24 protein-coding genes are annotated in these 25112 nt (G+C 50.6%); 16 read left to right on the top strand and 8 right to left on the bottom strand.

Features of this window, described 5'->3' with window-relative positions; genetic code table 11:
- Positions 1-109 precede the first annotated feature (109 nt).
- Positions 110-979 carry a phosphate/phosphite/phosphonate ABC transporter substrate-binding protein gene (locus AC286M_RS10760; protein WP_488204382.1) on the top strand — a complete coding sequence of 290 codons (870 nt, stop codon included), beginning with the start codon at positions 110-112 and terminating at the stop codon, positions 977-979.
- A 174-nt stretch (positions 980-1153) separates the two neighbouring features.
- Positions 1154-1786: a hypothetical protein gene (locus AC286M_RS10755; RefSeq protein WP_488204381.1), complete on the top strand. Its 633-nt coding sequence runs from the start codon at positions 1154-1156 to the stop codon at positions 1784-1786.
- Here AC286M_RS10755 and AC286M_RS10750 read toward each other — a convergent pair.
- Positions 1765-2897, bottom strand: a protein-coding gene (locus AC286M_RS10750; RefSeq protein ID WP_488204380.1) for an IS630 family transposase whose coding sequence is annotated in 2 segments (ribosomal slippage) — positions 1765-2471 and positions 2471-2897 — 1134 coding nt in all. Because the reading frame shifts where the segments join, the coding sequence is not laid out codon by codon here. The two genes, AC286M_RS10755 and AC286M_RS10750, sit on opposite strands and share 22 nt — an antisense overlap.
- A 69-nt stretch (positions 2898-2966) precedes the next feature.
- On the opposite strand from AC286M_RS10750, the gene AC286M_RS10745 reads away from it, so the two are divergent.
- The 4 genes from AC286M_RS10745 (at position 2967) to AC286M_RS10730 (ending at position 6791) form a co-directional block, all read left to right on the top strand.
- Positions 2967-3734: a sensor histidine kinase gene (locus tag AC286M_RS10745; protein WP_488204379.1), complete on the top strand. Its 768-nt coding sequence runs from the start codon at positions 2967-2969 to the stop codon at positions 3732-3734.
- Entirely contained in the window at positions 3731-4633 is a 903-nt protein-coding gene (locus AC286M_RS10740; protein WP_488204378.1) for an ATP-binding response regulator, read from the top strand. Before AC286M_RS10745 ends, AC286M_RS10740 begins: the two co-directional genes overlap by 4 nt.
- A 14-nt stretch (positions 4634-4647) precedes the next feature.
- Complete coding sequence (locus AC286M_RS10735) at positions 4648-5985, top strand: sensor histidine kinase (RefSeq protein ID WP_488204377.1); 1338 nt, start codon at positions 4648-4650, stop codon at positions 5983-5985.
- A 167-nt stretch (positions 5986-6152) separates the two neighbouring features.
- Positions 6153-6791, top strand: coding sequence for a TenA family protein (locus tag AC286M_RS10730; RefSeq protein WP_488204376.1), 639 nt, complete (start codon positions 6153-6155; stop codon positions 6789-6791).
- Positions 6792-7337: 546 nt separating this feature from the next.
- On the opposite strand, the gene AC286M_RS10725 is transcribed toward AC286M_RS10730, so the two are convergent.
- On the bottom strand, positions 7338-8975 hold the full coding sequence (locus AC286M_RS10725; RefSeq protein WP_488204375.1) for a DUF1565 domain-containing protein: 1638 nt from the start codon (positions 8973-8975) through the stop codon (positions 7338-7340).
- A gap of 500 nt (positions 8976-9475) precedes the next feature.
- On the opposite strand from AC286M_RS10725, the gene AC286M_RS10720 reads away from it, so the two are divergent.
- Both AC286M_RS10720 and ilvD read left to right on the top strand, forming a co-directional pair.
- Positions 9476-10033: an alpha/beta hydrolase gene (locus tag AC286M_RS10720; protein WP_488204374.1), complete on the top strand. Its 558-nt coding sequence runs from the start codon at positions 9476-9478 to the stop codon at positions 10031-10033.
- Positions 10034-10389: 356 nt separating this feature from the next.
- A complete protein-coding gene (gene ilvD / locus AC286M_RS10715) occupies positions 10390-12075 on the top strand; it encodes a dihydroxy-acid dehydratase (RefSeq protein WP_488204373.1) in 1686 nt (561 codons plus the stop codon).
- 171 nt (positions 12076-12246) lie between these two features.
- Here ilvD and AC286M_RS10710 read toward each other — a convergent pair whose 3' ends face one another.
- Positions 12247-12633 carry a Fur family transcriptional regulator gene (locus AC286M_RS10710; RefSeq protein WP_488204372.1) on the bottom strand — a complete coding sequence of 129 codons (387 nt, stop codon included), beginning with the start codon at positions 12631-12633 and terminating at the stop codon, positions 12247-12249.
- A gap of 193 nt (positions 12634-12826) precedes the next feature.
- On the opposite strand from AC286M_RS10710, the gene purS reads away from it, so the two are divergent.
- Positions 12827-13090: a phosphoribosylformylglycinamidine synthase subunit PurS gene (gene purS, locus AC286M_RS10705; RefSeq protein WP_488204371.1), complete on the top strand. Its 264-nt coding sequence runs from the start codon at positions 12827-12829 to the stop codon at positions 13088-13090.
- Between the two features lie 2 nt (positions 13091-13092).
- On the top strand, positions 13093-13788 hold the full coding sequence (gene purQ / locus AC286M_RS10700) for a phosphoribosylformylglycinamidine synthase subunit PurQ (protein ID WP_488204370.1): 696 nt from the start codon (positions 13093-13095) through the stop codon (positions 13786-13788).
- A 374-nt stretch (positions 13789-14162) separates the two neighbouring features.
- Here purQ and AC286M_RS10695 read toward each other — a convergent pair whose 3' ends face one another.
- Positions 14163-14483: a 2Fe-2S iron-sulfur cluster-binding protein gene (locus AC286M_RS10695; RefSeq protein WP_488204369.1), complete on the bottom strand. Its 321-nt coding sequence runs from the start codon at positions 14481-14483 to the stop codon at positions 14163-14165.
- A 530-nt stretch (positions 14484-15013) separates the two neighbouring features.
- Here AC286M_RS10695 and AC286M_RS10690 point away from each other — a divergent pair.
- Positions 15014-16579: a hypothetical protein gene (locus AC286M_RS10690; RefSeq protein WP_488204368.1), complete on the top strand. Its 1566-nt coding sequence runs from the start codon at positions 15014-15016 to the stop codon at positions 16577-16579.
- Positions 16580-16744: 165 nt separating this feature from the next.
- On the top strand, positions 16745-17494 hold the full coding sequence (locus AC286M_RS10685; protein WP_488204367.1) for a PspA/IM30 family protein: 750 nt from the start codon (positions 16745-16747) through the stop codon (positions 17492-17494).
- Here the strand turns inward: AC286M_RS10685 and AC286M_RS10680 are convergent, their stop codons facing one another.
- On the bottom strand, positions 17495-18670 hold the full coding sequence (locus tag AC286M_RS10680) for a histidine kinase (RefSeq protein WP_488204366.1): 1176 nt from the start codon (positions 18668-18670) through the stop codon (positions 17495-17497).
- A gap of 629 nt (positions 18671-19299) precedes the next feature.
- Here AC286M_RS10680 and AC286M_RS10675 point away from each other — a divergent pair.
- Positions 19300-19806 carry a hypothetical protein gene (locus tag AC286M_RS10675; RefSeq protein ID WP_488204365.1) on the top strand — a complete coding sequence of 169 codons (507 nt, stop codon included), beginning with the start codon at positions 19300-19302 and terminating at the stop codon, positions 19804-19806.
- 310 nt (positions 19807-20116) lie between these two features.
- Positions 20117-20722 (top strand): hypothetical protein, encoded by a 606-nt coding sequence (locus AC286M_RS10670; protein WP_488204364.1) that lies wholly within the window; start codon positions 20117-20119, stop codon positions 20720-20722.
- Positions 20723-20756: 34 nt separating this feature from the next.
- On the opposite strand, the gene AC286M_RS10665 is transcribed toward AC286M_RS10670, so the two are convergent.
- A complete protein-coding gene (locus AC286M_RS10665; protein ID WP_488204363.1) occupies positions 20757-21680 on the bottom strand; it encodes a carbohydrate ABC transporter permease in 924 nt (307 codons plus the stop codon).
- Between the two features lie 177 nt (positions 21681-21857).
- Between AC286M_RS10665 and purN the strand changes: the two genes are divergently transcribed.
- Both purN and AC286M_RS10655 read left to right on the top strand, forming a co-directional pair.
- On the top strand, positions 21858-22511 hold the full coding sequence (gene purN / locus AC286M_RS10660) for a phosphoribosylglycinamide formyltransferase (protein ID WP_488204362.1): 654 nt from the start codon (positions 21858-21860) through the stop codon (positions 22509-22511).
- A 459-nt stretch (positions 22512-22970) separates the two neighbouring features.
- Entirely contained in the window at positions 22971-23168 is a 198-nt protein-coding gene (locus AC286M_RS10655) for a hypothetical protein (RefSeq protein WP_488204361.1), read from the top strand.
- A 122-nt stretch (positions 23169-23290) separates the two neighbouring features.
- On the opposite strand, the gene AC286M_RS10650 is transcribed toward AC286M_RS10655, so the two are convergent.
- Together AC286M_RS10650 and AC286M_RS10645 are read right to left on the bottom strand one after the other, a co-directional pair.
- Positions 23291-23884, bottom strand: a complete 594-nt coding sequence (locus AC286M_RS10650) for a CPBP family intramembrane glutamic endopeptidase (RefSeq protein WP_488204360.1) — start codon at positions 23882-23884, stop codon at positions 23291-23293.
- Positions 23881-24969 carry a DUF3326 domain-containing protein gene (locus tag AC286M_RS10645; RefSeq protein ID WP_488204359.1) on the bottom strand — a complete coding sequence of 363 codons (1089 nt, stop codon included), beginning with the start codon at positions 24967-24969 and terminating at the stop codon, positions 23881-23883. The genes AC286M_RS10650 and AC286M_RS10645 overlap by 4 nt, the downstream gene beginning before the upstream one ends.
- Positions 24970-25112: the final 143 nt, after the last annotated feature.

Below are 25112 nucleotides of genomic sequence, written 5' to 3'. Positions count from 1 at the left end.
TGTAACGGTTTTTTATTGAGAAATAAACCGAAGATTTAAGTTCAGCTTTGATGTTCAACTTTGATATTCAACTTCAACTAATTCGAATGTTCTTGAGAGATGCTGCCCTATGAAACGACGAAAGATGCTTGGGTGTTCAATTCTGCTGATGGCCAGTTTTGGGATTGCCTGTAGCCGTTCGGCGGAACCGCCTGTAGCCGAATTGCCGACTATTCAATTGGCCATTACTGATGTTAGTGGTTTAGAAGGTTTAGAAACAGAGTATGAAGAGTTTCGACTAGCGTTGGCGGATGCATTGGAAACGGAAGTCGAATTTTATCCAGTTGAGAACTCAGCAGCGGCAACTGTAGGGCTCAAGCAGGGCAATATTGATTTAGCGCTAGCGGGACCTTCAGAATATATAGTGATTAATTCGCAAACCAATGCAGTGCCTGTCGTTGCGGTTACCCGTCCAAACTATCGGTCGGTAATTGCGGTTCCAACCAATAGTGATATTGCCAGTGTGGCTGATCTAAAAGGAACTGCGATCGCAATGTCAGATATTGGTTCCACCAGCGGGCATCTGGGGCCAACCTATATTTTGATTGAAGCGGGTCTTGATCCGAAAACCGATGTGACCGCGCAGATGTTGGGAGATGACGGAAGCGCTGCTGCCATGAAAGCTGGAGAGGTTGAGGCTTGGGGCGGTTCAGCTACAGACTATGCTGATCTAATTGACGATGGATCAGGTGGGTTTAAGGTGCTGGTGGAAGGCGAATTGCTGCCCAGTGATGTGCTAATTGCGAGCAGTAGTCTTGATCCGGTCGCAGTGGAGCTGATCAAAGAGCGCTTATTGGCTCATGAGGACGAAATTACAACTGCGATCGCAACTCATGAAACCAAATACATTGGTTCCACGCTAAAACCAGCAGCAGATGAAGACTATGACTCGATTCGAGCGGTCTACCAAGCGATTGGTCAAGGCGAGTTTGTGCAGTAAGGTCATACGAAAAGAGCAAACCAGGAGGCTCATTTGGCAGTTAGCTTAAACAATCAAGAGTCCGGTCCTCACACGTCAAACCAACTATTCTCATCCTCGCTGTTTCAAAGACTGCAAGGTGCAATAGGCAATCTCGGCATTGCTCAAAAAATCAGCTACAGCTTCACGCTCAGCATGGGAATTTCAGTTTGTGGTGTGGTTGCTGGACTCGTGATTGGTGAAGTTCACCAGCGGCGGGCGCTCGATCAGCTCATGCATGCGAATGAGGAACGACGCTTACTCAACGAGCTGGAAAATGGCATTTTGGAAGTGCGATCGCATCCCCAGCGATTGACCACGGTGATCGGCGATTCGGTTTGGTTCCAGTACGAAACAGCCAAATTTAAGAATGACGTGCAGCGGGTGCTGAGTTTAACGGAGGAACTCACAACCTCAGCAATTATTCACCAGCATGAAAAAGCGGCAGTGACGGATTTAGCTAATCGCTATGAAACAGCAACCCGCGACTATAACGAACTCATCACCTCACTATGGCAAACGCTCGATCCCGCTAACGTGCCTCAGGCCAATATCCAAGCCGTCCGGGAAGATCTCTTAGAAATTACCAATAGTGGCGACATTGTCCGGCTGGGTACTGAATTTGAACGGCTGTCAGAACGTCTCAATCAAAGTATTAAAGTGGCAGAGCAAGAATATGCTCAAGCCGAAATCTCGTTTGAACAGGCCGAAAAACTGCGATCGCAAATTATTGTCCTGGGTATTTTGCTGTCTGTCCTAGTGTTCAGTCAATTAATAATTGACGGGTAAAGTCTATGTAATTTAACCCTGGCATCGGCTGTTGTAAACCGCCAATCAATCCAGGTTTCTTCGTGATTACGATTGTCCTGCCAGGCATCAACCTCGGATTTGAGCGTCTCCAAATCAGGAATACGACGATCTAAACATTGACGACTGAGAATACTCAATTCGATTTCTGCCATATTCAACCAACTTCCATGCTTGGGCGTATGACAAAAGTCCAACCGACTCAAGATTCGCTGTGCTTCTTGTGGCTCAAACGCTTTGTAGAGCGATGCGGGCGAATGGGTATTGAGATTATCTTGAATCACAATCAGTTTCTCTGCCTGAACATAATCTGAATCAACCAACGTTTTGAGCAAGTGAGCATAATCGAGTGCCGTGCGGTGCTGCGTCACTTCCACCCGCCGCCATCCCACCATTGGCTCACAAATCATAAACAGATTCGCTGTACCATTGCGTTCATATTCATAATTGAAGCGTTTGGGGTGTCCCCGTTCAGCAGGAATGGGAACCAGGGTTTCTTTGACTAATTGTTTGGTTGCCTCATCAATGCAAATCACAGGAATCTTGGGATTGTAAGCTGTTTGATACACCTCCAACACGCATTCCATGCGCCAGACAAACTCGGCTGATTGTTCAGGCGGAATTACCCAGCACTCTTGTCGCCAGGGTTGCAGTTCGTTTTTTTCAGCACTTGTCGCACACTCTCATGGCTCAGTTGCTCAACATAGTTCAACTCGACCATCTGATCTGCTAGCAACCGCAATGTCCATCGCCCCTTTCCCTTCGGAACCTCGCTACAGCGCAATGCAATCAAATGCGCCTCAACCTCGCCATTTAATTTCCGTTTTCGACCGCCACCGGGACGGCACTTCAGCGCCGCTTCCAGTCCTTCCTCGACAAATTGCTGACGCACCCGCTCAATCGTTCTGATACTCATGCCAAAGGCATCTTTAATCTCCTGGTCACGCCAACTCCCACTTGGTTGATTGCAATCTGCTTTCAGGAGAATCCGGGCATGATTGATCGTATAAGCCGCTCGTTTGCCCGTTTTAACCATTTGTTCGAGTTCTTGTCGTTCTGCTTCGCTTAAGCTTACGATGTACTTTTTGACCATGTCAGCACCTTGATTGCACTGACTTCATCTTACTCTTTTACCCGTCATCCTTTTATTGACTGACCACTAGTGGCAACGCTGCTGACGCTGATCACCAGCCGCACGATTGCTCGTCCGCTGCAAGTCGTCACCCAAGTGGCCAAACAGGTAACGCGAGACTCAAATTTTGCCCTGCAAGCCCCGGTTACGGGAACGGATGAGGTTGGCACCCTGACCGTATCGCTCAATCAGCTCATTGGCAAAGTGGATCAACTCCTGCAAGAAAAGGCGGAGCGGGCAATTGAACTGGAGCGCGCCAAAGAAGCGGCTGAAGTAGCTAACCATGCCAAGAGCGAATTTTTGGCCAATATGAATCACGAGCTGAGAACGCCGCTCAACGGCATCTTGGGCTATGCCCAAATTTTGCAGCGCGATTCGCATATTACCGAAAAACAGCTAAAAGGCATTCACATCATTCGGCAGTGCGGCGACCATTTGCTGACGCTGATTAACGACATTCTGGATCTGGCCAAAATCGAAGCCCAGAAAATGGATCTGTATCCCGAAGCGTTTAACTTGCCGCTCTTCTTAGAAACGACGGCTGACATGTGCCGGATTAAAGCCGAGCAAAAAGGAATTGCGTTTAAGTTTGAGAAAGCAGCAGATTTACCTCTTGTCGTTCAGGCCGATGAAAAACGACTGCGGCAGGTTTTGCTGAACTTGCTCAGTAATGCAGTCAAGTTTACCGATATCGGCTCAGTCACCTTCCGGGTCGAACTGGCTGAATTGTCGTCTCCGTCTAATATTGCCGATCTAAAGCAGATTCATTTCACCATTACCGACACTGCATTGGCATGACCCCGGAGCGGCTAGAGCGGATCTTTTTGCCGTTTGAACAGGCGAGCAGTCGCGATCGCAATTCTGAAGGTACGGGTTTGGGGCTGGCCATCAGTCAGCAGATTATCGAAATGATGGGCAGCCAGATTCAGGTTGATAGCGAACCCGGCGAGGGGAGCCGCTTCTCGTTTAACCTGGACTTACCCGTAGTTGAAGAAAACTGGATCGCAGCCGAATCGCATCCCACTATCCAGATCAGCGGCTATCAGGGTCAACGACGCCACATTTTGGTGATTGATGATCACGCTGAGAACTGCTCTGTGGTACTCAACATGCTAGAGCCATTGGGCTTTAAAGTTACTACCGCTTCCGATGGTCAGGTGGGACTGGAAACTGCGATCGCACTTCGGCCTGACCTGATCATCACTGACGTCGTGATGCCAAATTTGACGGGGTTGGACATGACCCGCCGCCTGCGCCAACTACCGGATTTTCAAGACTTGCCGATTATTGCCTCGCCCGCCAGCCTCTCCCATGTTGAAAAGCAAGAAAGTTTGGATGCTGGCTGCAATGCCTTTTTGCCTAAGCCCGTTGACCTCGAACTTCTGCTCCAAGAGCTAGAGCAGTTACTGGACATCACCTGGCTCTACGGCGAACAGATAGCGTATGAGGCCAGAGAGCCGTCTGCACAACATCATCAAACTCTGAATGAAACTCTGATTATTCCAATGCCGACCGAATTAGAAGCGATCTACCGTGCAGCTCGGGGCGGTTTTATTGATGAAATCCAGCAAGAAGCAGAAGCCTTGAAACAGCTCAATCCCAACTACGCCCTGTTTGCGGATCAGCTAATTGATCTCGCTCAACAGTTTGAGGATGAAGCCATTATTCAGTTGATCGAGCAACATCTATCAAATTAGTCAGGATTAGTCTCATGTCTCTTGCGTTTCCTCCAGATCAAGCCACCATATTGGTTGTCGATGACACACCAACTAACATCCAAGTTTTATTTGATGTCCTCAAAGCGTCGGGCTATCGAATTGCCGTTGCCAAAAGCGGTGAAAGCGCCCTTAAACGTCTCCAAGACTCACTGCCGGATTTGATTCTGCTCGACGTGATGATGCCGGGAATCGACGGATTTGAAACTTGCCGCCGCCTGAAGGAAAACCAAGTGACCAAAGACATTCCGGTGATCTTTATGACTGCACTGGCCGATCCAGTCGATAAGGTCAAAGGGCTGAACCTCGGTGCAGTGGACTACATCACCAAGCCAATCCAGCAAGAAGAAGTGCTGGCTCGAATTCGTGTCCATCTGCAGCTGCGCCATTTAAATCAAACGCTAGAAGCCCAGGTTGCCCAACGCACTGCCCACCTGACGGAAGCTCTGAATCAGCTCCAGCAAACTCAGCTCCAGCTTGTGCAAAGCGAAAAGTTGTCGTCACTGGGCCAACTAGTCGCGGGTGTTGCTCATGAGATCAACAATCCGGTCAATTTCATTTACGGCAACCTCGCCCCTGCTTGCGACTATGTGCAGGACTTGATGGATTTGGTGAATCTATTTTGTCAGGAATATCCCCAGCTCACGCCAGCCCTCCAAGCGCGAATTGAAGAAATCGACTTGGAGTTCTTACAAGACGATCTGCCCAAACTGCTGGCATCCATGAAGATGGGAGCCGATCGAATTCGGCAAATTGTCCTGTCGCTGCGTAACTTTTCTCGCCTAGACGAAGCTGAGGTCAAGCCAGTGGATCTGCACGATGGCCTCGAAAGCACGCTATTGATTCTGCAAAATCGGCTGAAAGCAACTGCGGAGAGTCCAGAAATTGAAGTGATCAAAACCTACGGTAACTTGCCGCTGGTGGAATGCTTTGCCAGTCAAATCAACCAGGTGTTTATGAATATTCTGAGCAATGCTATCGATGCGCTGGAGGAATCCGTGGAGCAAGGATCAGTGACGCATCCTCACATCCAGATTCAAACTGAGGTGATGACCAATGACTGGGTGCGAATTGCGATCGCAGATAATGGCCCCGGCATTCCACTCGACATCCAGAAAAAGCTTTTTGATTCCTTTTTCACCACCAAACCCACGGGCAAGGGCACTGGCCTCGGCCTTTCAATCAGTCGGCAAATTGTTGTCGATCATCATCAGGGCCACTTAACCTGCCAGTCTCCCCCCGGCAACGGCACCACGTTTTATGTTGAACTCCCCATCCATGCTGCATCACAACCCTCTACAAAAAACATGCCTCTATTAATTACGCACGAATGATCTATTCTGAAACCCTGGGTAGGGAGGGGTTTAGCAACCCAATCATGACTCTTAAGTAACGTCAACGGTTGCGACCATTCTCCGATAAACGTGAAACAACCCTACCCTGGAGTGGCCTATAATCAGTTGCCGAGAATATAGCAGTTAGCATCGAGTTCAACGTGCCCATGTCCCTTGCCCAACAGCTTTGGCAGCAAAATCAGAGCTTGATTCAAGCGTCACTCGAACATCCGTTTGTCCAGGGAATCAAAGACGGTTCACTACCCCAAACCACGTTTGCCTATTACGTCGGTCAAGACGCCTTCTTTCTCGAAGCGTTTGCCCGTGCCTATAGCATTGCTGCAGCAAAAGCCCCGACTTGGCAGGGCTTTGCAGTCTTTCACGAACTAGCGAATGGGGTACTGGCAGAACTCAAGCTGCATCATCAGTACGCTCAGCAGTGGCAGGTTGATTTACAAGCAGTTGAGCCCGGTGCCGCGACGCGACGCTATACCGATTTTCTTCTAGCTACGGCATGGAGCCAACCCGTTGGTGTTACAGCGGCAGCCATGTCTCCCTGCATGAGTCTGTATGCATTCCTGGGGCAGCAACTGGCCCAAGCTGGCAGTTCTCAACATGCCTATAGTGACTGGATTCAAACCTATAGCAGTGCTGAATTTGCAGCTTTGGCTCAACAGCTTGATCACTTACTGGAGGAATATGGCGAGGATAGCGATGCTGTGCGGTCAGCCTATCACTATGCCATGCTGTGCGAACGCGATTTCTTTCAAGCGGCTTGGCAGACTGGTTTGCACGATTCGCTTTAGTCAAAATCCTTCCGTCACAAGCTCAGTCACAATCAATAGACTTTATCGGAAATTGTTTTGTAGCGCGACGCCGCCGCGCTACAAAACAATTTCCAACCCCAAAAACTTTATTTCCAATAAAGTCTAATGAAAATTCTCTTCGGGGCGATGCTGTTTCACTAAGCAACGTTCCAAATGCTGGATCCGATAGAGATACCAGTAGCTCATCGGATTTAAGACGGCTCTGTAGTATTTGTTGAAGAGTGGCTGGTTGAGATACTGCCCGAGGGGAAAGCGAACGGAATTTTGCTTAGAGTTCATAGCTAGTGTGTCTTCGATGATCGATAACAGAACGTAGGACGTTGGGTGCGATACGTGCTGCCGCTGTGTCCTTCAATTTAAAGATGCCCAGCTTTATCGGAGACTTTTCTAAGGGTAGATACGGAAACCTGCGCAAAACCCTGTTACAGGTTGCAACAAACGTGCGATCGCACATTGCAAACTGCAATTGAAACTGCGATCGCACGTCACGATTTACACTAAATTTGCGGCTCGTCGAATCCCGCTCTACTGCGGCTGCACGATGTAAGGAGACGAGATTGGTTCGGCTTGACCAGCATTGACTAGCGCCTGATACACAAACGCGGCGACTTCGGCGCGGGTAGCATTGCGGTTGGGCTGTAGCTGGGCCGGATTGGAGTAGTTGACCACCATTCGCTTCTCGGTGGCAGCGGCAACGCTGTCTACCGCATAGTCAGGAATCGCTGTGCTGTCTTGATAAACCGATAGCACATTCGAATTACTGGTGGTGTAACCCAACCCATTCGCAAGTGCGACGAGTACCTGCACCCGTGGAATCTCCAGCAGCGGCTCAAACTTACCGCCTGGATAACCGGCCATAAAGCCGCCTTGATAGGACTTTTGAATGGCACTGTAGCCCCAGAAATTGCTGCCAACATCCACAAACTGAGTGCCTTCCCGTTTAGCAGAAGGATTAAAGGCATTAGCGACAATGGCCGCAAATTGAGCGCGGGTCACGGGTTCTTCGGGACGAAATGTGCCGTCTGGGAACCCACTAATTATGCCTCGCTCGGCCAATGCGGTAATAAAGTCGGTGGCCCAGTGCCCTGTGACATCCGAGAAGTTGCCTGTGCCCAGATTCACATTGGCCGCCACAAAATCAACGGCTCCCTCAATTTGCTTGGTTTGGCTTTGGTTACCCGCTGCTAGCAGCGTGTTGGTGCGGGTGGCATTGTGAATGTCGTAGCGACCGTTGTTTTGGATTAAGTTGCCGCCTGGATTGCTAGCGGTACCTAAATCTGGTTGAGCATTGGTGATAGCCACCACACCGTCGCGGGCGTTGCTTTCAATGATGTTGCTACGCAGCACGGGTGTTGCCGAGTCAGACACAACGATACCGTCTTGATTCTGAACAATTTGATTGCCTTCAATCAGAGGCGTTGCGGTTTGGCTGATGGCAATACCAAATCCGGTGTCACGAAAAACGTTATTGCGAATCGTGCCCTGGGACGAGACGGCTACCGAAACACCGTTGCCTGTATTGGCAGTAAAGATATTGTCTTCAATCAGAGGATTGCCCGTACCGCTGATAAAGACACCCTCTCGATTGCTTTCGCTGAAGGTATTGTTGCGAATTGTTGGATTGGCGGATTCGACCCACACTGCCGTACCGCGAGTATTCGGGTTAGTAACCGTCAAGCCGCGAATTTGGCTGTCTTGAGCAGCTAAGACAGTTACGTTCTGTCGGGCAAAGTTGGGGCTGATGAATTGTCCTCCACCAATAATCCGAGTGGTTGAGCCTTTATTCGGTTCATCTCCCCGCAAAATCACCCCTGGACGTAGCTGGAGCGGGAAAACCTCGCCCGTATCGGCAGCATACACACCCCGTGCCAGTTGAATCACGACCTGCGGCACGTTTTCAGTTTGTTGCAAGGCGTAGGCAATCGTTTTGTAGGGCGTTGCTTCTGTCGCGCCAGCGGAGGGAACATCGCTGCCCAACGTGGGGTTGACATGAATAATGCGAGCGTTAATCGGTAACTGCTGCGCGGTGGTGGTAGAGGCGCGGGACGGAGTTTGTGCCGTCGCAGGAAGCACTGTCCCGCCCCAAATCAGTACCAGACTAGCAAGGGGCAGTAATCGTCGGGATAGGGAAGCACGGAACAAATAAGCTGTTAACGGTTTCATAGTGACAAGATGAGAGTTCGACGTGAATGAATGGGTAGATGGGTGGGTGAGTAGATGGGTGGGTGAGTAGATAAACAGTCAGGTGGAAATCTCTACCCTGGAAAATACGTTCTGAATTTAGACGAGTTTTAGAATTTGAGTGAAGGTGAAAAATTCGGTTTTGATTATAGAACTTCGGTGGGAATAGCCAATGGCATCAGCATCCGGTGCTGAAAACGGTAATCGGCTTTGGCAAATCGGAAACTGAGATCTAGAAAATCTTTACATCTCAAATTCGGTTGCTCAAACGGCTGTGAAACTGCGCAATTGTCGCTTCAGGTTTTGGTAGTTGCCGCGACAAGACGGAGCTAGATTTTGAATCTGGAAGAATCCACGAGCATGTTGGAGATTACTTTCCCGATATTTCACTCGCTTGAGCAAGAATTTATTGGCAGATGCCTACGCATTGATATTGAACTGATATTGGACGGCTTGTAATTAGACTTACGAGATAAATCACGATGAATCAGAAATTGGCAACTCGATTAGGTGCTGCGATCTCAACTCTTACTCTTTTACTACCAAGCACATCTGCGATCGCATCAGAACAGGTAGTGCTGAAGTACCGAGCACATGAGCGGTCTGTTCCGGTGGAAGATTTAAACCGTTTGGCTGAAACGGGTGAGACAACCCGTCAACTGGATCTCTACTTACGTATCGCAGGTTACGACGCCGAAGAAATGCAGGAACTGCTCAACCGCGAAGTAGAAATGGACGTTGTGCTGCTCGACCAGATTCTGAACAGCTTTGTCGGCAACTATGCGCTGGATCAGGTTGGTAAAGCGATCTATCCGCCTTCGCAACAAGCAGATCGGCAGGCGATGCGGGCGGCAATTATCTTGTCTGCTGCCGATGACAACAACGTCACGTTACTGGAAATTCTGCAAAACTATCCCACGCCGGAAGTTCACGTTGATGGCGATGAATTAGCAGATGCCTATCAAACGCTGGCAGGACTTCAGGGACGACTAGAGGGCATTTTGAATCGCCTCCCCTCCTCGCTGCCGGACTGGTTCTAATTATTAGACCTTATCGGAAATTGTTTTGTAGCGCGGCGGAGCCGCGCTACAAAACAATTTCCAACCCCAAAAACTTTATTTCCAATAAAGTTTATTTAAAAAGGGGTGTCGCCGCGATGCGACGACCCCCTTTTTTGTATGCGAATCGACGACACAGATTGCATCAATGTTGAAATCAATATTGAAATCAATAATGAAACCCGATTAACGCTGTGATTTGTAGCCGGACGAGGGGACTGCCATGATGAACAGTACAGTCAGCAAAGAATCCGCACAGTTTCACGGCTGAAGTCGTTATCCTTGCTACTGTAAGATTTGTCGCTACGATCATCAGTCTTAAGAGGGGAATTGTCGCCATGTCGGACAATCGCAAGAGCCAAGTTGTTACTCAAGGCGTGCAGCGCACACCCAACCGCGCCATGCTGCGGGCTGTCGGCTTTGGAGATGAGGATTTCAATAAGCCCATTGTGGGCCTGGCCAACGGTTACAGCACCATTACACCCTGCAACATGGGTCTCAACGACCTGGCGCTACGGGCCGAAGCCGGGCTGAAATCCGCAGGCGCAATGCCCCAGATGTTCGGCACGATTACGATTAGCGACGGTATTTCAATGGGTACGGAAGGGATGAAATATTCCCTGGTGTCGCGGGAAGTGATTGCCGATTCTATTGAAACCGCCTGTAGCGGTCAGAGCATGGATGGGGTCTTAGCTATCGGTGGCTGCGACAAGAATATGCCGGGAGCCATGCTTGCGATCGCACGCATGAATATTCCGGCCATCTTTGTCTATGGCGGCACGATCAAGCCCGGTCACTACAACGGTAAAGACCTAACGGTTGTCAGCGCCTTTGAGGCTGTTGGTGAATACAGCGCAGGCAAAATTGACGAGCATGAACTGATTGAAGTCGAGCGCCGCGCCTGCCCCGGTGCGGGTTCCTGTGGCGGCATGTACACAGCAAACACCATGTCATCAGCCATTGAAGCAATGGGTTTAAGCTTGATGTACTCCTCCACAATGGCGGCTGAGGATGCCGAAAAAGCGGATAGCGCTGAGAAGTCTGCTTTCGTTCTGCGAGAAGCAATTCAGAAGCAGATCACGCCCCGCCAAATCCTCACCCGCAAGGCATTTGAGAACGCGATGGCGGTGATTATGGCCGTCGGTGGTTCAACCAACTCAGTACTGCACTTATTGGCCATTGCCCATGCGGCAGAAGTGCCCCTGACGCTGGACGACTTTGAAACCATCCGTGCAAAAGTGCCCGTTATCTGCGACCTGAAGCCTTCTGGCCGCTATGTCGCAACCGATCTCCATCGCGTCGGTGGCATTCCGCAAGTCATGAAGATGCTGCTCAATCATGGGTTGCTGCACGGTGACGCGCTGACGATTACCGGACAAACGATCGCAGAACTGCTAGCCGACGTACCGGACAATCCCGCCACCGATCAAGATGTGATTCGCCAGTGGGATAACCCGATGTATCCTCAAGGCCACTTAGGGATTTTGAAAGGTAATTTGGCGACCGAAGGTGCCGTTGCCAAGCTCACTGGGGTAAAGAACCGTAAGATTACTGGCCCTGCGCGAGTCTTTGAATCGGAAGAAGAATGTCTTGATGCCATCCTGGCCGGCAAAATTAAAGCAGGCGACGTGATTATCGTTCGCTACGAAGGGCCAAAAGGCGGCCCCGGTATGCGGGAAATGCTAGCTCCCACCTCAGCCATCATTGGCGCAGGCTTGGGTGATTCCGTGGGTCTAATCACCGATGGTCGCTTCTCTGGTGGCACCTACGGCATGGTCGTTGGTCACGTTGCACCGGAAGCCGCAGTTGGAGGTGCGATCGCACTGGTTCAAGAAGACGACACTGTCACCATTGATGCCGATGAGCGCAGCCTACATCTGCATGTTTCAGATGAAGAGTTAGCCCAGCGTCGCGCCAACTGGCAGCCGCCTGCACCCCGCTATACCAAAGGCGTTCTGGCCAAGTATGCCAAACTGGTGTCGTCGAGCAGCAAAGGAGCAGTCACCGATTTGGATCTGTTCTAGCACCAGCTATTCTGAGCCAGTTGTTCTAACGAAATCACGACTAAACCAACGTGCAATGCGTCGTTCTAATCCGTTCGGCGCGCTGCGCTTGTGCTAAAAATCTCGATCCGTTACCGCCTTGATAGCGCTGCGTACCAACTTGGTGATGTAAGACGATACAGCCTCCAAACTCTAGCCCTTCTCTTGACACCCCGTACACAAGCCAAAAAACTCTAGTGTGTGGTAGTAGATTTTGAACTGATGCTCCTCGTGAAGTTGTTCTTCAAGCGCATGAACGGGGCAGCGATCGATTGGAATAGATTGGCCACACTGTAGGCAGGTGAGATGATGCCGATCTTGCTGAATCAGGCTGTAGAGTGATTCGCCATTGGCCAACGTTCGTACCTGCACCGAGCCGTCTAACTTCAGCGCATCCAGGGAGCGATACACCGTGGCTAACCCCATGCTGTGCCCTTGTCCACGCAGTTCCATATACAAATCTTGGGCAGAAATCTCTTTATTCAAGTCTTTCAGCAAATTTAATATCTGGCTTTGACTGCGGGTTCGACGGGTCTTCATGGTATGTGTGGGAATCCCAATAAATAAGCAAGCGCTGTACTTGCTTTATCTCTAGCTTAGACGCTATCTGAACCGATGTTTGCTGACCTCATGCTGGATGCGCGATCGCAGATTAGCAGAAGACTTTAGAATAAGGGAGCAATGGGTCTATTGCCGTTAATACTCAGCAACTATCTCCGGAAAGATAAAGACTATGGGACTGTTTCACGCAAAAATTTATGTTACGCTGCGGCCTTCGGTACTCGATCCGGCGGGAACAGCCGTTCAGTCTAGCCTAGAGCACATGGGCTACGACCAGGTTCACAACGTTCGCATCGGCAAATACATTGAGCTGTCTCTCGCGGCTGAAGATGAAGATCATGCTCGACAGCAGCTCGATCGGATATGCGATCAGCTTTTGGCCAATCCGGTGATTGAGAACTATCGGTTTGATTTGAAAGAGACGGTGCAGGCGTAGATATGAAATTTGGAATTATTGTATTTCCGGGTTCGAATTGCGATCGCGATATGGCCTATGCCGTGCGTGACGTGCTGAAGCAGCCGACGCGAATGGTTTGGCACGAAGAAAGCGATCTGTCGGATTTAGATGTAGTGGTCGTTCCCGGTGGCTTTAGCTATGGGGACTACTTGCGCTGTGGTGCGATCGCGCGGTTTTCGCCCGCCATGCAATCCACCATCAAACATGCCGAAGCAGGCAAGCTGGTTCTCGGCATCTGCAACGGCTTTCAAGTCTTAACCGAAGCAGGCTTACTACCCGGCGCGCTGGTGCGAAATCGCGACTTGCACTTTATCTGCGATCGCATTTCCCTGCGCGTTGAACGCACCGACCTACCTTGGACAAATAAATACCAAGCCAATCAAGTCATCACCGTGCCCATTGCCCACGGTGAAGGCTGCTACTACGCCGACGCCGACACCCTCAAGCAATTAGAAGACAACCACCAAATCATCTTCCGCTACTGTACCCCAGCTGGCGACATCACCGACGCAGCCAACCCCAACGGCTCTCTCGCCAACATCGCTGGCATCTGCAACCAACGCGGCAACGTCCTCGGCATGATGCCCCACCCCGAACGAGCCGTCGATGCCGTCCTCGGTAGCACAGATGGCTTAGCGCTGTTTGAAAGCGTGATGGGAGCAATGGTCAGAGTGTAAGGAGGAGAAGCTGCAAAGGGAAGTCAAGGAAACTGTAAAGGAAGTCAAGGGAATCGGAAGGGAAGCGAGAGAGAAAGTGTGAGTCCTGCAATCGATTGGCGTTCCACGCCAACTGTGTCCTCAACAGATAACTGCCTTGCCACTCCACCGATGCGAAGCGACGTAACACCCCCCACCGATCACCTCGTCCGTGGGGGCCTGGGGCGGCGGAACGCACCAGTTGGGGAGCCTGAGGGGACTAGTCCCCTCAGAACCAACGTCACATGATGAGCAGCGACTTCTCAAAAAGCTGCCCAACTCTGCATTGCCCTCATCCCCAGCCCTTCTCCCACATTTGGGAGAAGGGCGCCGATCAAACTCCAAGCAGCAATCAACTATTGCGACGTACCAAACTGCTGCTGATAAACTTCTTCTTCCTTCTCCGTCTCCAGCTTAATATCCGATCGTGGATACGCCACACATAGCAGCGTATATCCCTTCGCCTGTAACTCCGGCCCCACGCCCATCGCATCCGGCTGTTCCACTTCGCCCTCCAGCACCAGAGCTGAACAGGTCGTACAGACCCCAGCACTACAGGAAAACGGTAGATCCAAACCTGCGTCCTGAGCCGCATCTAAAATCTTTTGATTATCAGCCACCTGAATCGTATGGGTTTGCCCTTGATGATGAATTTCGACGGTATAAGTTTCTGCCATGATGCGATCGCGTTTTGTCTCTAAAAGTTGAGTGATTAAACATTGAACCGACTTTCCAGGGTATCAATGCAGGGACGCCAAAGACAACCTCGGATTCGCAGAACAAATTCACACAATAGCCATCAGAAAATATAGTCAAAATAATTTAGATTACTGTATCTTGAGGCTAAAAGCGCAGATTGGAAACTTAACCGCTAGATGTGGAGTGCGATCGCACATCCAATCCGGCGCAACTCTGCCCAGCCACCACTTCAGATGACACATTTGTGATATTTGCTTGACGAATTGAAACTTTTAGCTAAGCTCTTAGAGCTAGTAGTAGTACTCATCCAACCGTATGTGAAGTCCGGTGGAAAACCCAATAGTGTGATTTTCTGTGAAATGCTGACTTTGCCAGCCTTGTACAGAAGATGAACTGGATTCCCGTCTACGGACTTGATAGTTATTACCGAAACTCAACTATCGAGATTTCGAAATAACGCTAACCTGTTGGAACCGTGATTTCGCTTGCTGAGAAGGGAAGATAGACGATGGGACAGCCAAACGCATCCAACTCGAACGTACCTCAAAGCCGATTGCACCCGTTGCTGCAATCGGCTTTGGGCTGTTTAGAAGTACAGCTTGACGATGAATTAACCCGCTATCGGCGGCAGCGCTCCGCTCAACCCACGCCCAACCGCCCCTTCAAAGGCAATATTCGCACCAAGAAAAAGCACGGTTTAGACCTAATTTCCGTCAAACCTTCATCACCCAATCCAGCAGCCACTCATCCCCCTACTCAAGCAGCCGCAGCCCCTTACCCAACCGGATCGTCCTATACCAACGGCTCAGCGAACGGCGCGCATCACGGCCATTCTGATAACGGTAATGGCAATGGAATACAGGCCATTGCAGGTGCAGGTGGTGCGATCGCAACTTTGAATGTGCCTCAATCTCAGGAGAGTCGTGATGAGATCGCAACCGCTCCGCATACAGCCCAGGCCCACGGCAATATCGTCCCTGTTCCCCATTCTGAATCGAATCATCTTGGCGCTACCCACGATGCCGCTGAGCCACAGGACTACCTAAAATCGTCAGAACATCTGCTGCAGAGCCTGGTCGAAGAAGCCCAAACGGCAGAAAATCCCAAGAAAAGCGGCTGGACAAACCAGCTATTTACGCCGCTGGGAATCGGGTCAATGCTGCTGCTGTTGGTGTCCAGCGTCGGCTTGGGCTACGTCATTGCCAATCCAGATGCAATCAGCAGCATCACCACCAGATGGCAGGCGGATGACGAGACTTCCAGCACCGATTTAGACGCGCCGATTACGCCGAGTGCATCAGAATTTGACCCATCCGGTCAGCCCAATTTGTCCTCCGAAGAATTCGTCGAACTGGACTTAGGCACGCTTAGCACATTACCTAGCAACGGATCTGCGCCCAATCTGCCCAGTCCAGCTCCAGGCTTAGCCGCCAATGGTTCCACGACACCGACACCACTGGCATCACCTGTCACACCATCTAATTCAGCCGCCGCAACCGGGACGACTGGAACACCATCGTCTAGTGCCAGTCCAACTCCTACAACACCCTCAGCCTCATCCAGTGCTGCCCCATCCAGCTCTAGCTCATCCCGTTCATCTGCCCCAGCATCATCGAGTGCTAGCGGATCGCGGTCATCTCAGCCAGCAACAGCTTCTAGTTCATCTGCGGCAAGTCGGCCAGCGGCTCCGGCTCCTGCGGCTTCCCCTTCCCCTAGACCTGCGGCATCGCCTGCAACAGAACAGGCCGCAGCTCCCAGCGGCTCATCAGGTTCCGGTGCAGGTTCGAACAGTCCCGCTTCTAGCAGCTCAGAGAATTCTGGCAGTTCAGATCGGTCAGAAACCGCTTCCCGTTCCACGGGTTCGGCCAGTTCCAGCGATTACTACCATGTCGTCGTCCCCTACACAGGCGACCAAAGCCTGAACGAGGCAAGACAGGTTGCAGGCGATGCCTACATTCACAACTCGTCAGCGGGAGCCACCATTCGTCTAGGCGCATTTGCGGATCAGTCGAGCGCTCAAGAAATGGTGCAAAATCTGCAAGAACAAGGCATAGAGGCTGATATCGAAGAATAGTTAATCCGAGCAAAATGACTGATCTCAAGTTATGGCATTGGGATATGGAGCATTGCCTTATCCCAATTTATACCTAGAGCAAGCAACGCCCATTTGAAGCTGTGCGGTAGCATAAAAGCAATTCATCATTTTTCGAAACGTTTTGAAACCGCTTGAGGCAGAGGTATGGGACTTTTGGATCGGTTGAGCCGGGTAATTCGAGCCAATATTTCAAGCATGGTTGGCAATGCTGAAGATCCAGAGAAAATTCTGGAGCAGGCTGTCGCGGACATGCAGGAAGACCTGATTCGAATCCGACAGGCCGTTGCACAAGCGATCGCAACTCAAAAGCGCACCGAACGCCAATGCTCGCAAGCGCAATCCACGGCAGATGAATGGTATCGCCGCGCCCAGCTTGCCCTCCAAAAAGGCGATGAGCAACTCGCCCGTGAAGCCCTTACCCGCCGCCAATCCTATGCTGAAACCGCATCTAGCCTAGAAACACAGATTGTTCAACAGCGCGATGTCGTCGCCAAGCTGAAGCAAAATATGGGCCAACTAGAGCGTAAATTAGCGGATGCTCGCAGTAAGAAAGACTTGTACATCGCCCGTGCCCGTTCAGCTCAGGCGTCGCAGCAAATCAACGACATGCTGAATCAGGTCGGCACCAATAACGCGATGGCCGCCTTTGAGCGCATGGAAGAACGGGTGCATCAGCTGGAAGCCCAAGCAGAAGTTTCGGCTGAACTGGGTTCAGACAGCCTAGAAAAGCGATTTGCCGAATTAGAGGGCGGCGATAACATTGATGCCCAGCTTGCAGCGATGAAAACCGAAATGCTCTCTGGCTCTAGCGCAGCCGGAACGCTGCCCGCTGCCGATCCCAATGCCTCTGTTGATGAAGAACTGGAACAGTTGCGATCGCAGATAAAAGAGTAATTATTGACGGTAAACGGGCAACGTAAAGTGAAAGCAGCTTCCTTGTCCAGGAACAGAATCAACCCAAATTTGGCCGTAATGGGCACAGACAATACGTTTGCAAAGCGATAACCCAATGCCATAGCCGTCTTTGCTGACATCTCGCTCCAAGCGAAAACTGTCTTCAAAAATGCGCTCTTTATTCTCTTCCGGAATACCAGGTCCCGTATCGCAGATCGACACCTGCACTTTTTGCGTGGTGCGGTGCAGGGTTGAGAGATGAATCTGGCCGCCAGCCGGAGTATATTTAATGGCGTTGTCAATCAGGTTGGTAATCACCTGCCGCACCCGCTCAGAATCCGCATGAACGGGAGGTAAATCTTCGGGCAGGTCGGTATCAACCCTTAAATTTTTGTCCTTGAGTTTATTTTCAAAGTCTTGAATCACCGATAAACAGAGCTGTTGAAGATTGAGTTCCTGTGGCTTGATATGAATTTCTGCAGCGGTGCCCCGCGCAATTTGCAGAATATCGGTGATCATGCGATCGATGGTGCGGGTTTGGGTGCGGGCATGTTTAAGCAACTGAGCGATCAGTTTCGGCGTTAGCCGACTGTTCCAGCCCGTTTCGATGCCGTAGCCCATATCCAGTGTTTCCACAGCCAGCGATGCCGCCGTCAGGGGATTGCGCAAATCATGGGCCAGCATGGCCAAGATCCGATCTTTGAACTGCAGCTGGGCTTTTAGTTCTTCTTGCTCTCGCTTGAGCTGAAAAATTTGGTCAGACAGCTTAATAATTTCGGCGGATTCGGCGACCCCATTGATTTGAGAGCGAACACTATTGGCTTGTTCTCGCTGCCGTTGAGTTTGATTCTCGTCCAGCGCTTTGAGCCAGCGGGGCCACCACTGATTGAGCAGATCTTGAATGTTACTGCCAGCCAGAGTTTGACGCGGCTCGGGTGACAGCTTGACTAAAGCGGGAGTGGCAATCAGTTTAAAGTGCTCAGCTAGGTAAGGCTGCTCTCCAACATCTACGATATCCAGGACAACAGGGTAGTCTGAGGGGTAGTTTAATTTGAGCGTGTTCAAATGATCACGGATTTGTCGCACCTGTTCCGTTGAACCTGGTCGTCGGTCAATAAATAGCAGAAGCTGTAGCGATACATCAGGCTGAGTTGCCTTGCTCGATAATGCCTCCATGCGGTCTCTCACATTGGAACAACAAAGCGAAGTTTGCAGCTAGAGTCAAACTAAAGTTCCCAAGCTGGAAGGAGCAGATGAACAGGTGAACACCAATCTCAATCAGGCATAGCTAACAACAGATTAGACAGCGCTACTGTCGGTTCAGATAGCAGATGCTAGTGAATCTTAAGAAATACCTAATGAACTGTTTCCCTAGTTTACCCCGTTGGCTGAATATCAGTAGATTTTCCAATGCAGGTTATAAAAGGGAGGAGGCTTTGAGGATGAGACCCTTGCAAGACCATCGGCAAAAAATTTGGCAAAAAGTATCGTGGCATATCTCCACAAGGCATTCGCTACATCGAAGATAGCCTGCTGGATGATTCCGCGCTGAATCGAGACTACTTGGTACTGATATGTGGGCTCCTGCGCGATCGCAACCTTTGGCCTGTTATCCAATAGCACTGCGGTAATTATTGGCGCGATGCTGATTGCGTCGCTACGGAAGCAATGGGACAACCCTTCAGCCTGATCTTCTAGATCAGCCAATATCAGGAAGTGAGACCCCAGCCGGAACCGGAACCGCCGACCCAGTTTTTGCCGTCCGGAATCGAATAAAATCCTCTGTAGAGTCGCCCCTAAACGTTATGACACCCAAGTTTGCCAATTCTCAAGACTGGCAGCAGGCCAATTTGCTGATGCAGCCTGCCTTTATTCGCGTGATTGACAATATCCGCAAGCAGTTAGAAACATCCGACTGGCATGGTTCCTACGATAATCAACTGCTCTGGCCAGAAGACACCTCAGATGAAACCAAAGCCCATGTTTTGCAACTGCAGGAGCAGCTTAAGCAGGCTAGTAGTCCAGATGCGATCGCAGCCGTTGAACAACAGCTAGCTGATTTACCGGAACCATTTCCGCAATACGCGCTCTGTCTCAAGCATGGCGATCAGGAACAGCGGATTGACCTGTGGCAGTTGTGTTATCGGGTTTGCTTTGCAGAGTACGATCCAGAGCAGATCGATGATCCAAATGCAGAGCAAACCGTTGTCATTGATGAATCGCTGATCGATACGGAAATTGGTGATGTCGATTGGGTGGCGCTGGATCATAAAGCGAAAACAGTCATCAGCAACGTGTTTGAGGATTTGTAGCACTCAGCACTGACCTCATCCACAACACTGGTTTGTAGAACTGGTACGACTCATCACATCATCCTGATTGACGAATATGACCCGACATCAGTGGGTTAGAAAGTGGGTTAGAACATATTTGGGGGAAAGCTGTGCGCCGCGCAGCTTTCCCCCAAATATTGGTTTTACTTAAAGCGTGTAACACTATTAACCGTTCTGAAAAGAATTGTGCGAAGTTTTGGATCATCAGCCCTTATTTGGGACACAGTAAGAACACAGCCCAACTGGGATTTTGCTGCTGTGTTGTTTAGAGTCATCCAAAGGAGCCAGCATGATGGGCAAGTTGCATCCAACGGGAAGCCGCAGCGTTCAGCATAAAGTCCTGAATCAAGCGATGCTGCTGGGGGCGGTGCTGGTTTGTGTCGGCATAACCACTACACGACCTACTTCTGGGGTTGCACTGGAACCGGCGGATGATCCGCATCTGTCTGACAGCTATCAAATTGCGATCGCAGCCGTTGCGACAGATACGTCACAACCACATACGTCACAACCACATACGTCACAAGCAGATGCAGCACACATGGCCCAATCCGTCCGAGAGCCAGTGGGTCGCATTGATCCAGATCAGCCCATTCGGATTGATATCGTCAACGGCGGGGATTTAGAGGTGCTGTTTGAACTCACTCAGCCCGGCACTATCCGACGGACACTGCCGCCCAATGGTGAAATTTCGTTCGGTTCCACTCGCACTAGCTTTCTACCACCACCCGTTTACTTAGCTATCGATCCATCCCTCAACGATGTTGGCATTAACCTGTACGTTGTTTCAACAGCCAACAATGTTGTTGAAGTCGTCGTTAGTGAGCAGACCAGCATGATTCCAGGCGCGATTACCTTATCGATTGAACCCAATGGATTCGTGTATGTCTATTGATCTTTACCGATGATCATTACCAAATAAGTTTCACCTAATCTTCACTCCAAATCCGGAGTTGAAAGTACACCAGGACAAGTGCGATCGCAAGTAGCACCGTCGCCGCAGCCGAGGCATAGCCAAAGTCAAACAGCGAAAATGCCTGCTCATAAATGTAGTAGACCAAAATATTGGTGGAATTGAGCGGGCCACCACCCGTCACCACGTACACCTGCTCGAAGCTACGCAGCGTAAAGATGGCAGTGGTAATCGTGGCAAACACCAGAGTCGGTCGCAGTCCTGGTAGTGTGATATGCCAAAATTTTTGCCAAGCATTGGCTCCATCGAGTTCCGCTGCTTCGTAACGATTCAGGGGGATGGTCTGTAAGCCTGCCAGAAAGACAACCAGATTAAAGCCAATTTGCTTCCAGGTGCTGAGGATAATCAGCACGGGCATGGCCCAAATCGGACTGCTCAGCCAGGAAATCGGCTCTAGCCCCACATTCATCAGCAGCGCATTAACGGGGCCATTAGTCTGGAACAGCCAGCGGAAACCCAAGCCAACCGCAACCAGGGACGTAATCGACGGAATAAAGTAGGCGGTACGAAATAGCCCACGCAGCGCAAGAGACTGATTGAGCAGCACGGCTAACACTAGCGGTATGACTAAACTCGGAATCACGGTCGCCACAGTAAAGTACACTGTATTGCCCATGATGTTCCAAAAATCAGGGTCAATCAGCAAGCGCAGATAGTTCCGCAATCCGTTCCACTGAATGCCTGCGCGGGTAAAGCTGCCCGTCGTGAAGCTCAGCAGAACGACATCAATGATCGGCCAGAATACAAATACGCCCAGCAAAATCAGTGCCGGAGCCAGCATAATCAAAGCTGCGATCGCATCTTGATCCATCAGCCGTGCCAACCGCTGAGCAAAGGTTGGTGCAGATTTGGGTGGAGCGCTTGGAGAAGACTCTTTCATGGCACTACCTATGCGCAATACGCCTTAGTTGGCTATCGTTTAGCTGATCGATTTCTAGCTGGAGCGTTTCCCGCAACATGATTCACAACTGAGTTAGGGCCAAATATGTATGTTGATCATATTCGATGCTATTTTCTTGAGACCATTGATCACTGATATAGAATCGAATCCATCATTATGACTGTTCAGCCCATTTTGACCGATGCCAATCAGGCCATCATTTCGCCTTACTTGCCAGACGCGATTCCCAGTTTTGAAAAACCGCTGAAATTAGGCATACTGGCCTCCGGTAACGGCAGCAATTTTGAAGCGATCGCACAAGCCATCGTCAATCAGCAGCTCAATGCCCAGGTGCAACTCCTGATCTACAACAATCCTGGGGCAAAAGTGGCAGAACGGGCTGGCCGCTGGCAGGTGCCAACGGCTTTACTCAATCACCGCAAGTTTGACTCTCGCGAGGCGCTCGATCAGTCCATCATTACGCTATTTGAAGAAGCCGATGTGGACTGGGTGATTATGGCGGGCTGGATGCGTAAAGTGACGCAGGTTTTGATTGATGCCTTTCCCCGCCGAATTTTGAATATTCACCCCAGTTTGCTACCCAGTTTTCCAGGCATTCGCGCCCCGGAACAGGCACTGAAAGCTAATGTCAAAATCACGGGCTGTACGGTTCACTATGTAGAATTAGCAGTCGATAGCGGCCCAATTATCGCCCAAGCTGCTGTGCCAGTCCTGCCCACTGACACGGTAGAAACGCTGCAAGCTCGGATTCAGGTGCAGGAACATCATATTTATCCAATTGCGATCGCGCTTGCCGCCAGCCAAACGTAATCAACAAATCCTGTAGAGACTCCAATTTTTTGGGTTAAACATTAGACAGGCTTCAATCAGGTAGCCAAATTACCCCCCGGGGGTATCGATCTTGCCAGGTGCAAAATGCAATGATGAAAACGTCCGCCTGTGTCAGCTTGGCATGAGGAGTTTACCGTTGCATCCATCAGCGGCGGCGAACAGAACCCAGGGTAAATGATTCAGTTCAGGTTATCGATCACATTAATGTGAGTTTCCAACTCTAGAACGAAATAGATTTACGTTCAAAGCACAGACCAATACTTTTAATTAGTATTAATCGGCATCATTGCCGACGTGAATTTTAATGATCTAGATAAGGATGAACAGAATTTTGTCCGGGAATCAGGCTAACATATCCGAAATCGGGGATAAATGCATTGAAGTTTTTTACAACATCGTTCAACAACTGCTCTGTCAATCACCTGTTCTGAAGTTCCTATGAAAACACTGAATCCCCTCACTCAGTCCAGCATCGAAACCATCGTTCGCGAAGCCCTGATGCTTGGAATGCTATCTCCTGAGGCTCAAACCCACCTCCAGGACTATGCCGAAGCGGAATACCTCAGTGCTGAAGAGAATCGATGTTTAGAAATTCTGGATGATGCGATCGCATCGGGCTGTGTGCAGGTTTGCTAAGCACGGCTTTAGATTAAATCCCGACCAAGCTTATTTTGATTTCCTCATTAAAAACTAGTTTTAATAAGGATTGAAAGGGAAGAAATTGCAGCGCAATTTCTTCCCTTTTGGCCTTAATAACTTTAACTAGCACTGTCATCCTGACTCACTTTCCAAATCAAGCCCGATACGAAATTGGTCAAAATATGCGCCGTGATCGGTACTAGTAAATTGCCCGTGAACAAAGCGCTAAAGCCTAAAATGAGGCCGACCGCCGTTGCCCAAACCGCATAGGGCCAATGTTGCCGTCCGGCTAAATGGAGCAGCCCAAAGCACAGACCCGACAGAATCACACCGATAGCATTAAACCCGATCGCAGGTAGCAGCACGCCTCGAAACAGGTATTCTTCACTCAGTCCTGGCAGTAAGCCCAGCCAGATTAAATCCGGTAGCGCTAGCGGCTTCAGCACAAAATCCAAATAGAAATCGGCGCTTTCTCGATAATCATCCCACAGGCGATAAACGACGCTGCTTGCTAGCGTGATGCCAATCGCGAGTCCGGCACCCAGCAGCACCCCCTGCACTGACCACGTGACGGGCAGAAATGCCGCCGGATCGAACAGCAGCCACAGTCGGGCGACGACGAGCAGTGCAACTGCCGTTACGCCAATCATGACTAGCACTTGGAAGCGGCTCAATGGTTCAAACGAATTAGGGTTGGACTGGGGATCACTCACAGGCTTGTTGCGTTACGGCAGGATAAAGGCTGAATCTGGCGAATATCATGGTGCAGCGCCTCCGGTCGAACTCCGGCTTTGTGGGCTGCCATCACGCCAATCGCCTCTAGATACGAGTTTACTCGCTGCACCGATAGTCCTAAGCGTTCCGGTGCGATCGCAAGTTTAGTCACATTCTCATCAATTGCCAAAATTGGGATCGGCCTACGGGTCAGGCTTAAGATGGCGCTGCCACCACAGGCCGTTGTGGGCACAACCGCAACATCAATTTCATCTGCCCAAGTGGCTGGAGTCGAGGTTGACTGAGACGTGACAAACTGGGGCGCGCGGCTGAGTCCAGCTAAGACACAGGGCAGAAACGTGTACCCCAACTCTTCGGCAGCGGAACGAGGAGAAAGGTCGGGATCGAGGTCTAGGGGACGGAGCGCAGGAGCGTGGGCGCAAGGGATTTGGAACTGACGCACGACTAGATGGCTGATTACCGCTTCCGCTCCAGCCAGGGGATCAACGCCTTGGCCCATGCGGTAGGCTTGCAACGCAGGACTGCCTTCGTCATCTGGGAAACGAGCCACAATTGCGATCGCAGTTGCCCCAGCCTCTTGAATTAACTTCTCTGCGGCTCGTAGTAGACTATCGGGTCGCTGAATCGTGCCCCAGGTTGCGCCGGATTCGGATGTGCGCAACTCAACGCCCAGTGGCGCATCGGTGACGACATAATCGGTTAAATCCAGTCCCAGTGTCGCCCGCGCCGCATCAGCCGCTTGCAAATGTCGTAGCCGTAGATCCGGCTCAATGCCCTGATCCAGCAGTAACCCAATCCGGTTACGGTGAACGGGCTGCAATCCCCAGTGACCTGCTGCAAACTGGTCTAATCCGTAACCCTCGACGTACCAAGCTTGGGGCAGTGGCCAGTAGAGCTGCGCCCCATTGAGCACATTAGGATGGGTAATAATGCGATCGCACACTTGGGACATGGCCCGCACCACGGGCAGCGCATCGCCTGCATAGCCACCAATTGCTGCTCCGATCCCGGTCGGAATCACGAGCAGTGCGGTATAGGGTCTGGTCAGAGAATTAGAATTCACAAAGCAGTTGCCGCATAGGGTTTAATACATTTTGTAGGTTGGGTTGAGCTGGCGAAACCCAACATCTCTTCTGGAGAACCTACTGTTTATACATAAATCTCCTAGACTTCGTTTCGACGTTGAGATCCCCCCTAGCCCCCCTT

It is taken from the genome of Thainema salinarum CENA647 (genome assembly GCF_057732415.1).
The sequence above is the reverse complement of the archived record's forward strand: the minus strand, read 5'-3'. Positions and strand labels throughout refer to the sequence as shown.

Coding starts and splice junctions, on each gene's coding strand:
- AC286M_RS10760 (WP_488204382.1), top strand. CDS start 110: ATGAAACGACGAAAGATGCTTGGGTGTTCAATTCTGCTGATGGCCAGT.
- AC286M_RS10755 (WP_488204381.1), top strand. CDS start 1,154: ATGGGAATTTCAGTTTGTGGTGTGGTTGCTGGACTCGTGATTGGTGAA.
- AC286M_RS10740 (WP_488204378.1), top strand. CDS start 3,731: ATGACCCCGGAGCGGCTAGAGCGGATCTTTTTGCCGTTTGAACAGGCG.
- AC286M_RS10735 (WP_488204377.1), top strand. CDS start 4,648: ATGTCTCTTGCGTTTCCTCCAGATCAAGCCACCATATTGGTTGTCGAT.
- AC286M_RS10730 (WP_488204376.1), top strand. CDS start 6,153: ATGTCCCTTGCCCAACAGCTTTGGCAGCAAAATCAGAGCTTGATTCAA.
- AC286M_RS10725 (WP_488204375.1), bottom strand. CDS start 8,975: ATGAAACCGTTAACAGCTTATTTGTTCCGTGCTTCCCTATCCCGACGA.
- AC286M_RS10720 (WP_488204374.1), top strand. CDS start 9,476: ATGAATCAGAAATTGGCAACTCGATTAGGTGCTGCGATCTCAACTCTT.
- ilvD (WP_488204373.1), top strand. CDS start 10,390: ATGTCGGACAATCGCAAGAGCCAAGTTGTTACTCAAGGCGTGCAGCGC.
- AC286M_RS10710 (WP_488204372.1), bottom strand. CDS start 12,633: ATGAAGACCCGTCGAACCCGCAGTCAAAGCCAGATATTAAATTTGCTG.
- purS (WP_488204371.1), top strand. CDS start 12,827: ATGGGACTGTTTCACGCAAAAATTTATGTTACGCTGCGGCCTTCGGTA.
- purQ (WP_488204370.1), top strand. CDS start 13,093: ATGAAATTTGGAATTATTGTATTTCCGGGTTCGAATTGCGATCGCGAT.
- AC286M_RS10695 (WP_488204369.1), bottom strand. CDS start 14,483: ATGGCAGAAACTTATACCGTCGAAATTCATCATCAAGGGCAAACCCAT.
- AC286M_RS10690 (WP_488204368.1), top strand. CDS start 15,014: ATGGGACAGCCAAACGCATCCAACTCGAACGTACCTCAAAGCCGATTG.
- AC286M_RS10685 (WP_488204367.1), top strand. CDS start 16,745: ATGGGACTTTTGGATCGGTTGAGCCGGGTAATTCGAGCCAATATTTCA.
- AC286M_RS10680 (WP_488204366.1), bottom strand. CDS start 18,670: ATGGAGGCATTATCGAGCAAGGCAACTCAGCCTGATGTATCGCTACAG.
- AC286M_RS10675 (WP_488204365.1), top strand. CDS start 19,300: ATGACACCCAAGTTTGCCAATTCTCAAGACTGGCAGCAGGCCAATTTG.
- AC286M_RS10670 (WP_488204364.1), top strand. CDS start 20,117: ATGATGGGCAAGTTGCATCCAACGGGAAGCCGCAGCGTTCAGCATAAA.
- AC286M_RS10665 (WP_488204363.1), bottom strand. CDS start 21,680: ATGAAAGAGTCTTCTCCAAGCGCTCCACCCAAATCTGCACCAACCTTT.
- purN (WP_488204362.1), top strand. CDS start 21,858: ATGACTGTTCAGCCCATTTTGACCGATGCCAATCAGGCCATCATTTCG.
- AC286M_RS10655 (WP_488204361.1), top strand. CDS start 22,971: ATGAAAACACTGAATCCCCTCACTCAGTCCAGCATCGAAACCATCGTT.